12 protein-coding genes and 1 pseudogene are annotated in these 13590 nt (G+C 55.3%); 6 read left to right on the top strand and 7 right to left on the bottom strand.

Annotation, left to right across the window (positions count from 1 at the left end; all coding sequences use genetic code 11):
- Positions 1-190: 190 nt before the first annotated feature.
- Both HY308_09055 and HY308_09050 read right to left on the bottom strand, forming a co-directional pair.
- A complete protein-coding gene (locus HY308_09055; GenBank protein MBI3898429.1) occupies positions 191-595 on the bottom strand; it encodes a DoxX family protein in 405 nt (134 codons plus the stop codon).
- 230 nt (positions 596-825) lie between these two features.
- Positions 826-1182 (bottom strand): hypothetical protein, encoded by a 357-nt coding sequence (locus HY308_09050; GenBank protein ID MBI3898428.1) that lies wholly within the window; start codon positions 1180-1182, stop codon positions 826-828.
- A gap of 282 nt (positions 1183-1464) precedes the next feature.
- On the opposite strand from HY308_09050, the gene HY308_09045 reads away from it, so the two are divergent.
- Both HY308_09045 and HY308_09040 read left to right on the top strand, forming a co-directional pair.
- A complete protein-coding gene (locus HY308_09045) occupies positions 1465-2085 on the top strand; it encodes a response regulator transcription factor (protein ID MBI3898427.1) in 621 nt (206 codons plus the stop codon).
- A gap of 15 nt (positions 2086-2100) precedes the next feature.
- A complete protein-coding gene (locus HY308_09040) occupies positions 2101-3948 on the top strand; it encodes a hybrid sensor histidine kinase/response regulator (protein MBI3898426.1) in 1848 nt (615 codons plus the stop codon).
- A 334-nt stretch (positions 3949-4282) separates the two neighbouring features.
- On the opposite strand, the gene HY308_09035 is transcribed toward HY308_09040, so the two are convergent.
- Together HY308_09035 and HY308_09030 are read right to left on the bottom strand one after the other, a co-directional pair.
- Positions 4283-4507: a general stress protein CsbD gene (locus HY308_09035; protein ID MBI3898425.1), complete on the bottom strand. Its 225-nt coding sequence runs from the start codon at positions 4505-4507 to the stop codon at positions 4283-4285.
- Positions 4508-4744: 237 nt separating this feature from the next.
- Entirely contained in the window at positions 4745-5638 is an 894-nt protein-coding gene (locus HY308_09030) for a HEAT repeat domain-containing protein (protein ID MBI3898424.1), read from the bottom strand.
- Positions 5639-5875: 237 nt separating this feature from the next.
- Here HY308_09030 and HY308_09025 point away from each other — a divergent pair, with 237 nt between their 5' ends.
- Positions 5876-6604 carry a hypothetical protein gene (locus HY308_09025; GenBank protein MBI3898423.1) on the top strand — a complete coding sequence of 243 codons (729 nt, stop codon included), beginning with the start codon at positions 5876-5878 and terminating at the stop codon, positions 6602-6604.
- 181 nt (positions 6605-6785) lie between these two features.
- On the opposite strand, the gene HY308_09020 is transcribed toward HY308_09025, so the two are convergent.
- The 3 genes from HY308_09020 to HY308_09010 form a co-directional block, all read right to left on the bottom strand.
- The gene (locus HY308_09020; protein MBI3898422.1) at positions 6786-7703 is read right to left on the bottom strand and encodes a hypothetical protein; all 918 of its coding nucleotides are present in this window, start codon (positions 7701-7703) and stop codon (positions 6786-6788) included.
- Between the two features lie 113 nt (positions 7704-7816).
- Positions 7817-8884 carry a hypothetical protein gene (locus HY308_09015; GenBank protein ID MBI3898421.1) on the bottom strand — a complete coding sequence of 356 codons (1068 nt, stop codon included), beginning with the start codon at positions 8882-8884 and terminating at the stop codon, positions 7817-7819.
- Between the two features lie 291 nt (positions 8885-9175).
- Positions 9176-9979 carry a hypothetical protein gene (locus tag HY308_09010; GenBank protein ID MBI3898420.1) on the bottom strand — a complete coding sequence of 268 codons (804 nt, stop codon included), beginning with the start codon at positions 9977-9979 and terminating at the stop codon, positions 9176-9178.
- A 795-nt stretch (positions 9980-10774) separates the two neighbouring features.
- On the opposite strand from HY308_09010, the pseudogene HY308_09005 reads away from it, so the two are divergent.
- The 3 genes and pseudogenes from HY308_09005 (at position 10775) to HY308_08995 (ending at position 13138) form a co-directional block, all read left to right on the top strand.
- A pseudogene (locus HY308_09005) lies at positions 10775-10864 on the top strand (IS5/IS1182 family transposase).
- A 109-nt stretch (positions 10865-10973) separates the two neighbouring features.
- Positions 10974-11744 carry an alpha/beta fold hydrolase gene (locus HY308_09000; protein ID MBI3898419.1) on the top strand — a complete coding sequence of 257 codons (771 nt, stop codon included), beginning with the start codon at positions 10974-10976 and terminating at the stop codon, positions 11742-11744.
- A 386-nt stretch (positions 11745-12130) separates the two neighbouring features.
- Positions 12131-13138 (top strand): hypothetical protein, encoded by a 1008-nt coding sequence (locus HY308_08995; GenBank protein MBI3898418.1) that lies wholly within the window; start codon positions 12131-12133, stop codon positions 13136-13138.
- Positions 13139-13590: the final 452 nt, after the last annotated feature.

The raw sequence follows: 13590 nt of genomic DNA, 5'->3' as shown, positions 1-13590 counted from the left end.
CCCACCCCCATCCTGTCCTTCCCCCTGAAGGGGAAGGAACCTGCTAATAAGTTCGGGGCAGGTCAGTTTAGTAACATAGTCGAGTTAAGTAAGTGCCATTCCCATGAGACCCCTTTAATCTCTTAGTCTCTCCATTGCGCCCACAACTGGGGGCGCATACAAGCCGATACTGAAAAGCCCCGTTTGCGCATTAATTATATTTGCCGGAACTGCCGCCTAAGCTATAGCGGCCCGCTCCCAGCAATATAATGGCGATCGCGCTACTCAGAAAAAATCCTTCAAGATCCAATGCCCATCCGCCGTATTGGTTAAGCTTCAGCAAATCGCCGGTATGTTCCAGCAAAATTGCAACGATCATATTGGTAGCGACAAGCGCCGCCGCCGCTCGCGACCATACACCTAGCAATACTAGAATCGGAGCGATCACTTCGCCGACATAGACCAAATACGCGAAAATTTGCGGCACACCGACATGGGCCAGCGCCGATGCGATAAAACTGGGACCGCTAATTAATTTCGCTACTCCATAAAATAAAATCAGAACCGCCAACGTGATGCGTAGAGTTAATTTTCCTAGGTCGTCGGTGTTGTGCATATCGATTCCTCTTAGGTTTGTGGGTATGGCAAAATTGAATGGTTGGTTTAAACGTGCCAGTCGGGACGTTTCTGTTTTTTGCAGTTGTCGGTTTGATAGTCGCCCAATCGCTGCGGCAAACACATGCGAGAGATGCGCGGCGTCGGTGAACCCGTACTCGTGAGCAATCCAAGTGATGGTTCGGCGGCTACACAAAATCTCGACCGCGACTCGCGGTAGCCGCACGCCTGCTAGTAGTTGCATGAACGAGGTCCCAGCACTACGGCAACGGTGTGCGCGTCGACGATGTTCAACAAGAACATCCGGTACGGATCGCTTCCGCCTTCGGGCCAGGACACCATGGGCGACGAGCGCACGCCGTCGTGCGCCGGCCCGAAACGCAAGCCGCGAAACCCGACGACGCAACCGAGATAGGCAAACAGACCGGCGACTATGCCGGAAGAACAGGCGCCATGTAGCGCTGACAGGCCAGATGCTCGAGGGCGCTCGATACTGACGATACCTGGCGCGTCGAGCCGCAGGACAATAGGCGCCGCCCCGCTACCTGCAGCAGGAGAACGATTCCAATGCCTGATGAATCCCGACACGTCCGCGGCATTTCGTAACGATCGCGAGATCGGTCGCAGAGATCGGTGAGACGGCACGAGGCCGGCGACGCGCATCAATGACACCGGCATCCCCTACGAAGCGGCTCACAACTGGACCGCGCGACATCGATTGCCATACTCCGCTCCCAAGGCGCCTAACGTTTTGTCGGGGGCAACGTAAACGACAAACTTCCGCGTGGATATTGTATAAAATAATCATGACGCTTATATAGGGCTAATCCTGTCGGACTAGCTCGATCGGCAACGCGATATTGACGGACCATGAAATACTTAATCGTCGACGACCATCCGATCGTGCTCAATGCGCTACAGACAGAATTGGGCGCCGGCAACGAATGTCTGTTGGCTAATTCGTTGGGCGTGAGCATGAAGCTGATCGAGCGCCATCGCGATATCGACTTGATCATCTTGGACTTGGATCTTCCCGACAGTCACGGCACTGAGGCGCTGCTGCGATTACGCGGCGCGGCGCCTACCGTGCCGATATTGGTTCTTTCCGCGAGCAACGATCGTGAGGAGATCCGGCAAGTGTTGGACCTTGGTGCCTGCGGCTTCGTGCCGAAGACCACCGCCATCTCGGTGCTGCGGCACGCGATTCAACTGGTCTTGGCGGGCGGAACTTACTGGCCGACGGAAATCGTACGGCTTGATCGCCGCACAACCGAACCGGCGCGCGCCCACGGCAACCTCGGCGACAAGCTCACGCCGCGGGAGACGGAAATACTGCCGCTGATCGTGCTTGGGCTTTCCAACAAAGAGATTGCCGCCCGTCTCGCTCTTTCCGGAAACACCGTCCGGGTTCACGTCGCGCACATTCTAAAAAAAATGGGCGTGGCCAATCGCACACAGGCCGCGGCGAAACTGCTGTTGCCTCCTACCTAGTCGGACACCGTCGATATGCGCTACAGCGCGTCGCTCGAGTCGTTACTGCAAAATCTAGCGTCGCCGGCCGCGCGCCAAGAAATCACCGACGCGGTGCAAGTGGAGATCGTTCGCCAGAATACTCAACAGCTGTGGCTTGTGATCGTGCCGCAATTGCTGAGCGAGCTGCTGTTGGTATGGCTGGCGTGGGACTACGCCGATCGGCGTCATTTACTTCTGTGGTACGGCACCTACGTGCTGCTGCATCACCCGCTGGAGCTCTGGTTGCTGTTGAGCGCGCGCCGGCGCGAGGGTCAGCGGGCAGTGAGCCGGAAATGGATCTATGTCCTGCGCATCACCGGTTTCGGCACCGCGCTGTTTTGGAGTTACGCCTATTGGGCGTTTGGTTTCGGTGGTCCGCACGAGACGCTGTTTTTCGTGCTGACGTTCGGCTACGTCGTTCTGCTGACACAGTATTCCATCTCCGGGTTGGACATCCTCGACTCCTGCCTCGTTTCTCTGCCGATCTATCTAACGCTCGCGGCGACACATCTCAGCCGCAGTACGCCTAACGATTTCGCGTTGGTCGGCATGGTAGTACTGGCGTGTGGCACGGCGTTGTCGCTGATCCTGCAACAAGGCGGGCAAGTATTTGAGGCATTGGCCACGCGCTTCGTGGTTGAAAAGCTGGCGCAGGAGCTTCGCGAAAAAAACGTCGAGGTCACGCGCGCCAAGCAAGCGGTGGAGATGGCGAGCGTGGCGAAATCACGGTTCTTCGCCGCCGCCAGTCACGATCTGCGGCAACCGCTACACGCCTTGGCGTTGCTACTCGGCTCGCTGCGGCTGAACGTAACGCAAAAAAAAGTATCGCCGACGTTGCAGCAGATGGAGACAGCGCTCGAATCTTTAGAGTCGCTGTTCGACAACGTGCTCGATGTCACGCAGCTCGAGAGCGGGAAAGTCGAAGTCAACATCGAGCCGGTATCGGTGGCGGCGCTGTTCGAAAAGCTCGCGCACGAATTCAAACCGTTGACGGACGCCAAAGACCTGACGTTCCAAGTTCGCCCGTCGCATGCGCTAGTGCAGACCGATCGCTTGTCGATCGAACGAATATTGCGCAACCTGCTGGCGAACGCGATCAAGTACACCGATCGCGGCGGCATCCTGCTCGGCTGTCGCCGGTCGCGCGCGACCGGGATGGCGACGATACAAGTTTTCGATACCGGCATCGGCATCGTCGACGCCGAGCTCAACTATATCTTCGAAGATTTCTACCAGGTGCCGTTACCGACTAGCACCGCTCGCAAACCCCGCAAGGGCGTCGGACTCGGGCTCGGCATCGTGGCGCGCCTCGCCAAGCGGCTCGATCATCCGGTCACTGTGCGCTCCTCGCCCGGTCGCGGCAGCCGGTTCGAATTGCGCATTCCTTATTTAGGTGACGAGCCGCGCACCACCGTCGTCACGACCGTGGATACGGTGTTGCCGTTTTCACTGGCGGGTCGCTCGATTCTGGTCGTCGATGACGATGAGACCGTCGTACAGGCCCTGACGACGTTGCTGCGCGATTGGCGCGCCGAGGTGGTCAGCGCCACCTCGCCGGCGGCGCTCGATCAGATTCACCGAACAATGACCAGCGCACCCGATTTCGTCATCGCCGACTTTCAGTTCGAGCCGATGCTCGACGGCGAGGGAATTATTCAACGCGTGCGCGCCCGCTTCCAGACCACGATCCCGGCCGCTATCATGACCGGCAATGTCGCGCTCGTGCCCGAGCGCCTCACGCAGATGCCGCGAACGTATATTTTTGCCAAACCGGTCAGTCCGGCGAAACTACGCGCGCTGCTTCACTTCAACTTGCTCGGCGGCCAGGCCGGCGACAACTAACGGGGTCCTTATCAGCTTATACTCACGGGAAGAATAAAAAGAATAAAGGGGAAGGGACCTGCTAATAAGTTCGTCATTCCCGCGAAAGCGGGGATCCATGCCGGGCTAAACAACGTCGGATATGCCGTATGGATTCCCGCCGGCGCGGGAATGACAGCTGTTTCTTGGTACGCACGGCTTAAAGCAGTGCCATTGGGTAGCGTCCCCTTTATTCTTGTTATCCGCTCTTTTATCCGTTTGGCGTTTTCGTCGCTACTGCCGCGATCGCCGCGCTTACTCCATCAGCTAACCACCTTGCGCGACTCATTGCGGCGCAAGGTGGGCCGACCTTCGCCTAGCTGGCTTGCGCCGGACGATAGTCTTTGTTGCGTTCTTCAAATTCCTTGATTTGCTTCTCGGTTTCATCCTTGCCGATGCTGTAGGTTGATTCGAGGGTTCCGGCTAACTGTTCGCGCTTACCGGCGATACTGTCGAGCTGGGCGTCGGTGAGCTTGTCCCATCGTTTTTGAATGACAGTTCTGAATTGCTTCCAATCAGTTTGCACGGCGTTCCAGTTCATTTTGTTCTCCTAGGGTTAAATCGACACGCGACATGGCGCGACAAAGATTCCGTAATATCTGAAATCCCGGTTGCCATAGGTTGCCGACACGATCTTGCCGCGTCGGTGCGCTAGCGCGCATAGCGCAATTCGTACGGGCATAAAGATAAGTGGGAACTTCAGAGGCGTAGAGGCGCGAAAACTGCTCAAAGGGGGCGGATTCGTACCATTTATTACTGAGGTCCTTCGCCTCATCCGTTAGGGGAAACTTTCCAATGCAACACGAGCGCCTCCTCTGACGGCAAGATGCTCGTTAGCGTCGTTAAGTATGGCTGTCAGTGTTGCTTTTAAACGTTCGGAACGTACACCGCTTTCGCTAATACTCTCCACCGCGGCAAAACGAACATCGTACGAACTATCACCGAGTGCTCGATAAAGTTGAGTCTCCGCGCCTCCTGTCGAGTCCCAATATGACAGTGCTTGCACGCTTTGACGCCGCACCTCCGAATCCTCATGCTGCGCCAACTTACGCAATTGCGTCACGACCGCCTCGCTTTCGTACGGCACAGCCTGCTTGCCCAACGCGGCTATGGCTTGGCTCAACACCGGCGCGTCTTTTTCTGTGGTTAGCGCCTGGGTGATGAGCTCGCGAGTATCGGCAGTGGTGACTGACATTTTCTGCAACAATTCGAAGCCGTGCCGGCGCTGGAAAGACTCGTGACTACGCGCAAGATCTTTGGCAAAGACGAGCACTTCGGGCGTCATGGCAATGCCACGCAATGTATCCATGATCGCGCATCTTACTTCTTGATTCAGGATTTCCATTCCTGGCGGCAATCGATAACGTCCGATCAGCTGGCCGAGCACATCAGGATTTTCCGCCGCTAGTCGCTGTAGCTCTTTCAGCGCTTGCGCTGAATCATCCGCTGCCATCACTTTTTCCAGAAGCGTATCTATCGGCAAACGGGTCGGCGCCGAGCGCCGTTTCCGAGCGTCCGAATTGATCGGCGCTGTTACCACGCGGAGTACTGCTGGGCCGTTGGCACGCGGCTCGTCGACAGCTCGGTCGGTATCGCTGCCCCGACCTACGAACAACGCGATCAATAACACTCCACCCACAACACCGGCCAGCAATCCAAAATATCGACGCATGCGTGCCTCTACAAAACCAAAAAACGATGTCTTAACTAAACAAACCTATGAACCGTAAGCAATGACATTGTCGGCCACTCTTTTGGCACGCAATGTCATCGCTGTCCGACATTCATTCCGCTTAGCTTGTCTTCCTTTCTAACAGCGGGAACGCGATGCGAAACGGTGGCACAACAACACCCACCGGCCGACTCGAAAAATGTTACACACAACGATACCGAAAAATAGGAGAACGCCATGAGATCTACAGGTGCAGTGATGTGCAAGATAACGATGGGGCTGTTGGGTGTTATGGCGACGCAGGTGGCGAGCGCCGCCGGTGAAGAGTCCGGGCCCTACGAATGGGACCTAAATGTGACCGGCAGATACGAACAGTTCCGCACCGGTGGCATTCCAGTATGGGATCCGGCGTATGGCTATATCTATACGATGTTGCATCAATGGAAAGAAGGAGCAAACGGCGAGTGGACACCGTGGTCCTCAATGGGAGGTCAGTTTATAGCTCAACGTCCGGCAGCGGCGCTCGACTGCAAAGGAAGAATGCATCTTTTTGCGGTCGCTAAGAACGCTAAAGTCTATGCCGCGTGGCAAACAGTGGCCGGCAGCGACTGGAAAACCGATTGGACTCCTATGGGCGGCGGCGAGGTATTCAGCGATGGGAGTTATACCAACCGCAACGTGGCACGAACAATAGACGCCATCCGCGATGAGTATAAGCGGATACAGATTTTTGTGATCGGCGAAGATGGTGAGGTTTATTCGCTATGGCAGAAGACTCCTTGCGGAGAATGGAGCGCATGGACAAAGATCGGACTCATCGGTGGGCGCGCCAAAACCGACCTTGATGTTCTGATCTGGCCCAATGCAGAGACAAATCTTTTTGTACTGGGGAGTGACGCCTACGTATGGAATAACCATCACGCGTCGGGCGGCAACTGGAGCGGTTGGCATCGAGCAGGAGATTAGAGCGGGTTGACAATTAACTCGGCGCACAGGTAAAGCCCCTCCCCCGCTAGCGGTGCCGCCGCCCCGGCGAGCATGCTTGCATGCATTTGCAAAACTAGTCGTCAACAAAAAGGCGAGAGTCGCGGCGGGATGCTCGTCGTTGAGCACTACCGCCGCGATGCCGGACAGCACCGGCATTCACTCATGAACCGCTATTTTGACTCGTCGATGACGCAACGGCATCGTGCAACTGACGCATCGACACAATAACGTTGTCAAGCGATCCCACAATCACATAGGAACGGAAGTGGTAAGCTCCCGAGAGATTCGACGGGTCATTGACGCGATAGACGTTGTTCCACTTCACCACTCCGCGAAATTTCCAGCGACCGTAACCCGCTCCAGGATACGTGGCTTGCGGGGAATCCGGCGAATAGATTCCCATCGCCCACTTACCGTCCGGCGTCGAAAAAATGATAGGCAAGTTTTGTTCGCCCGGGCCGTCGGTTAAGGGGCGGACTTGTGATGCGCCATGCTTTACGTCCAAGGTCCAGAATTTACTGAATTCCGGCGGCATGTAGCCGGTGACGGCTTCGAACGTGGCAGCGGTATGAGTTTCGTTGGCAGGGATCGTAAACTGGGTTCTGTATTCGATGACGTGGGCCAAACCGAGCGCACCAATCGTTACCTGCTTGTTCAGAATGTGATTCGAAAGCTTGACGTCGTTGACCGGAACCCAAAACGCCATGCGGGTCTGCGTCGCCAGCACATTACGCTTGGTCCATTTTCCCTGGAGCACGCTGCTGCTGGGGCGGGGCCGGAAGCGACCTTGGTCATCATAATTGTGGCCGTCATACGATCCCCCGGCCTCGGTCGGGTTGAACGCCTCGCCACGGCCGTCGAAATGCGAGGCGGATTGAAGTTGTCTACCATGATCAAAATCGTTGATAAATTGTTTGTCTCTCCAGGTCAGCGAGCAGATCGCACCGGCGTCGTGGGCACAGGTTTTTATCGTAATCGGCCATGGTCCGGCCATCGCCGAGATCGTGTCATCTCCCCAGGCGGCGTATGCGGGACCGGTTGCTGATAAACCGATACTGATAAAACTCAACGCCACCAGGCGGTTCCTGATCGCACTTGTTGTCGAATGTGCCGGTGACGGCGTTTTGACGGATTGTGATTCGGTCACAGAATTTTCCTCAAATAAATGCATTGTTAAATTTGAAACACGACTCAGAGGTTCTCTTCGTCGCCATTGCCATCCACGTTCTGCGCTATCGCCTTCATATACCGCTCGACCTCCACGCTCGCCTCGTTGTAACGCGCATACTCGTTGCTGTTTAGCGCGAAATGCTGCAGCGCCTCCAGAGCAGCGGCTTGGATGTCCGGCGTTTCATGCGCGTTCTGAATCATGTCCATTAACGCCGTTTTCAACCGCTCCGAACGCAATGGGGTATCACCGACAACGGACAATGCCACGCGGCGTACCTCTAATGACTGATCCAACAGACCTTGATAAAGCCCGGCCTCCGCCGCGTTACCGGTTTTGTCCCATATCGCCAGGGCGCGCAAGCTTTCGCTTCTGACCACGGGATCGTTATGCCGCGCCAAATCGGTGAACTTTGCTGCCATCGACTGCGCCTCGGTCTGTTCGACGACGGTAGGCCGAAGGACGGCAATGGCACGGCTCAAGACATCCGGGTTCGTCTCAGTGGCCAACGTCTGCTTCACCAACTCGCGTACCTGCGTCGTGTCGGCACCAAGACTGCCCAGCAACTCCCATCCGCGCAGGCGTTGTGAAGCGTCACCCTGGGTCGCGAGCCGCGCGGAGAAGGCGACGACTTCCGGCAGCTGGATATCTGACAACACCAGTTGCAGGGCGCGCTTAGCTTGTTCATCCGATTGATCGTAACGACCAAGCAATTCGTGCAAGAGCGCAGAATCCGTCCGCACCAACTCGCGCAACCGGTCGACCACCTCCCTATCGAGTGTCTGCCCGTCAGCTGACGACGCCATCAGCGTCGCCCACAGTTGATCCAGAGACGCTGGTACTTCCGCCGACGAAACTGATCCGGCGGCAGTGCTGTCAAACGGCAATATCTGGGAGATTTTGCCCAAAACGGACGTATCGTTCGACGCTGCGCCGGCCGCACGATCGTCAGTCACATCGCCGCGGTTGCTATCGGTGGTGACGCTACATTCATGCGCGGGATGGTGAAGAATCAGCAGTGCCAACCCGAACCCCGAAAAAAAACTGAAGGCGATGCCGATCGTCAATTTGCGCAACGAAAAATGGTTCATGGGCGCGTCCCTTTCTTAGAATAGATTAATCACCCCTCTCCCATCGAGAGAGGGGTCGGTGTGGAATGGCACTTACTTAAGCGCCATCGACAACAGATGCCACGATTGACTCCTCCCCCTTCAGGGGGGAGGTTGGGGTGGGGGTGGGTTTTATGGCAGCAATAACCGAGATCCCTGTTTCTAAAAAACCCACCCCCACCCCAACCCTCCCCCTGAGGGGGAGGGAGCTAGAGCGTGCCGCGGCTTAAGTAAGTGCCATTCGGGTCGGTGTGAGGGATCACCTGGTTCTTTCTACAACGTTATCCAACCCCATAACGGATCGTGATCCGAATGCGGGGCTAACGTTGCGTCCCCCCTCATCGAGACAAAATTCCCGAAATAGAAAATGTAATCGATCTTGCTGCTGCCGTGAGTGGATTCACCACCGCGAGTTGAACAACAGCCATCGACTTCGTTGAAAACGCCCCAGGCGCCGCCGCCATAGCTTGATTTGTAAATTCGATCGAGCTCATCCGCACCGGGTTTGGCGTTGAAGTCGCCGGCGATTAAGGTGCGAACACCGGATTGCGCCCAACCCTGTCTCGTCAGGTACCGGACGAGCTCTCCGACTTGAGCACTTCGGACACCGCTGTAATCTCTCCCTTCCTTATCTGGCGTCAAGTGAGTCGAGCACACGTGCATCCCGGGAGTTCTAATGCTGGCGCAAACGAATCCTCGAGGCTCGAACCCACTCGGCGTAGCGATATAAGGTACCGCGACGTGACTAATAATCCGTGATTCCGTTCTCCCTCTTCTAATCATGAGCGCATTGCCGAACTGACAAGTGGCGCCTGGCTGTTTGTTCTTTTGAAATACCACGTCGTAGTAAATACCGTCATGGGTCTTCGTCAGGCCGGCAACGGCGTCGACCTGATTCTTACAAGCTTCGTTCAGCGAAACGACGAGCGGCCAACCTTTGTCTTTAAGGCTCCGGTAGATGTCGACCGAGATATATCGTGCGCGGCCTTCATTAGCGCATTCGGGGTTATCGTCCCAGCCGCACATATTGAACTGTAAAACAGTTATTTGAATCGCCTGCGCCGGTGTGGCGACCATGGCTAACCATCCTAAGGCGAGCCCAGAAATCAGGCGCAACCAGGCTAAACGTGCACTTGCCGCCGTCGCGGGCCGGCTCGGTTGATCTAAGTTAGTGTGTCGTCGATGGCGCATGAGTTTTTTTATAAGGCAGCTCACTCAAATCTCCTTTCGAAGGTTTTGTATAACAGTTCAATCTCCTCGCCCACCTGCGAGTAAACCGATTTTTCACCGGTCGATAAGGCACAAACAGCTAGCCGACAACGCGCATGAGCGCGGATCGGGTCGATGAAACAGAGATCACGTTCAACACTCTGTACGGCGCTATAAAAATACGCGAGCTGACGATACCGGCGCGATGACTCTAGCTGCCAATATCGTTGACCGTTGATGACATTTTCTTCGTGGCCGCGCGGGAAGTTAAAGAAGCTAGAAACGACTTAAAACAGAATTAAAGGTGCCAGGGTGGATGACACATAACTTAAGCAAAAGCTCAAGCGTATCCGCCAATACTCCCTCTCCTCGTCCAAGAGAGAGCCGGAGCCGCAAAAAGCTGATCCAAGTCAAAGAATAAAATAAGGGAAATAAAGCGGACGCTACCGAATGGTACTTACTTAACTAAACTATGTTACTAAATCGTCCACCTGAAGTTATTAGCAGGTCCCTTCCCCTTCAAGGGGAAGGACAGGATGGGGATGGGTTGCAATGGCTAAAAAAAAATCCACACCCACCCGGTCCTCCGCCTGAGGGGGAGGGAGTGGCGGCTGACACATCTCGGTTTTTGCTTTAAGTTAAGTGCCATTCGTGTCCGGTACCAAAAAAGCTGGCGCACAAGCACTGGGCCGTTCGCGCGACGGATTCGGCACTAAGATTCTCACGATCGTCGATACGCTCGGCAACCCGATCGATTTCGCCGCGGACCGGCGCCATTGTCGCTGATACTACCGAAGTCAATGCATTTGATTTTGCAGTTCACTAAAAATGGCGTACCACAAAATATACGCGCATAACCACTATGCAAATTCTACTTGGCGTCGCCATTACACTCGTTGTCCTATACGTAGGTGTGTGTATTGCAATCTTCTTCTTCCAACGATCGCTAATTTACTTCCCTACACAGACAGATGCGGGTGCGGACAAGAGAACGACCACACTGCATGTCCCTGGTGCCGAACTCAAAGTTTCAACAAGAATGCTCGACAGCGACAACGCCTTGTTGTATTTCGGTGGCAACGCGGAAGATGCCTCCGCCAAATTGCCGATCCTTTCCGGTGCGTTTCCCAATCACTCGCTTTATTTGCTTCACTACCGAGGATACAGCGGTAGCACCGGAACACCATCGGAAGAGTTCTTGATCGCAGATGCGCTTGCGCTTTTTGATAAAGTACACTCAGATCACAAAAACGTCGTTGTCATTGGTCGCAGCTTAGGCAGTGGAGTTGCCATCCACCTCGCTAGCGTGCGCCCGGTAGCACGCCTCGTTCTTGTGTCGCCCTTCGACAGCCTAGTGGATATCGCTGCGAAGAAGTTTCCTTACTTTCCTATACGGTGGCTACTCAGGGACAAGTTTGAATCTTGGTGCTATGCGCCCAAAGTAAGCGCCCCCACTGTGATTTTGTCTGTTGAAGACGATGAAATTGTGCCTCGCGAAAGCACGATGCGCCTTCTTTCTCGTTTTCCCAAAGGTATCGCTGTACTTACCGGCATCACCGGTGTTAGTCATAACAAAATATGGGACAGTCCGGCGTACGTGCCAGCACTAATAGATGGCGTACCCTCGAAATAACTAAGACCGGCACAATGCTCGTGTGGTGAATTGCGTTATAAGTCGACACCTAACGTTAGTAAAAAGTTGCGCCCAGGCAATGGCATATTTACCGGCAAGGTCGGGCCTAGGCGCGCTTCCTGTATGTCGCTGTTGAATAAATTACGAATATCCAGAGCGGCACGTATATGTTTTGTCATTTTTTTCCTGCATCGAGCGGCTGATTACGGATTGGGCGTTTATCGGTTTGGCGCAACGATCGCCCCGTCAGGCGTTGGCGACATGTCCGTTATCATCATTGGTTGACAGACGCCGTCAGTATCCACTAGATTTTAACACTGACGGATACTAGAAATCGTCCAATGCCGATGTCGCCACTTTATACACTGCATCATCGCTCGCTGACCGTGCTGTACGCCGATCTGGAAAGCTATGCGCTTAATCAGCGCGAGGTTTTTGTGGGAACGGGCGGATCCGTGATCCAGAGAGAGAATGCCTCCGGTTTTCGCTTCTATACTCATCAGTTCTATGACGCCGAAGGTAAGAAGCGCGAACGGTATCTCGCCGGTCCGACGGGAAGCATGGATGCCGATGCCGCCGCCGACGAGATTCGCACTCGGATTAAAGAGCTAAAGGAGATCGCGCGGTCGCTGCGTATGTTAGGACGGGAGGGTTTCTGTCTGGCCGATTCCAAAACTTACGCCACGCTCGCAAGTCTGCATAATCACGGTGTCTTCGCGGCCGGCGGCATGCTTGTCGGCTCGCATGCTTACGGCGTATTGCTCAACCGGCTTGGTATTCGCGCAACAGCTTTTGCCACCGAAGACATCGACATCGCCCGGCGCGAAGCGCTCGCGTTTGAAAAACTTCCCGAGCACAGCTTTCTCGACATGCTAAAGGATTCCGGTATTCCATTCGTCGAAGTGCCATCGCTTGATCGCAAAAAGCCGTCGACATCTTTCAAGCAGCGCGGTCGTTCGCAGTTTCACGTTGACCTTTTGGTGCCGTCGACCAACGACGATTTTCCAGTTGTGTCGGTGCCTGAGCTCAAGGCGCACGCGACCGGCCTGCCTTACCTTAGCTACCTGCTGACCGAATCCCAGTCAGCCACACTGCTGGCCCGCGAAGGGTGCTGCGTGGTACGGGTGCCGTTGCCGGAGCGTTTCGCTATTCACAAGCTCATCGTCTCCCGCCTGCGTACCGGCCGCCAATCGAAATCGGACAAAGATGTATTCCAGGCATGCGTCTTGTGTGCCGCGCTTGCCGAGAGCCATCCGGGCGCGATCGAATCCGCCGTAGCTGGAATTCCGCCGCGCGCCAAAAAGTATTTCAAGACAGCCGTTGTCTCGGCGCAGCGCTTCCTCGAGCAAGCTCATCCACGCGCCTGGGAAGAGCTTTATGCTCGAGCGAATTGATAGGCAAGAAAGCTCGCAAAAAAAAGCTGACTGATTTATTTTCCGAGAGAGTTCGATGCGGGAAATAGTTGAGTAGCGCAGGGGAATCTCACCCCCACGCCCTCCCAGAACCAGACGGGAACCTCTCGATTCATCCGGCTCCTATCGTCCAACCGCTGACGCCGGATGCCAGTGCGCGAACAAGGTGGGTTGTTTCGCTTTGACACGACGCAACCATTCCCATGCCTGCAAATGGTGTCTCCGAAGTCGTTTGTATTTGCGCTGCGCCCAGCGGACGAGGAAACAGCGCCCAAAAAAATCGGGGTCAGACTCTGAGGTTTCCCCGCATTCCCTCCTAGCTTCCCCGGCATTCTGATCTATTCTTCCGGAAAAACCGTGCATGCATGGCACGTGCTGCCACGCTTCTCGTTGTCGAGACGAAAGAGCGAGGTGTGCCATGCATGCAAGCGCCA

The sequence above is a fragment of the Gammaproteobacteria bacterium genome (genome assembly GCA_016199745.1).
Classification (GTDB): domain Bacteria; phylum Pseudomonadota; class Gammaproteobacteria; order Acidiferrobacterales; family Sulfurifustaceae; genus JACQFZ01.
Note: the sequence above shows the minus strand (reverse complement) of the source record. Positions and strands in the feature narration are given on the sequence as shown.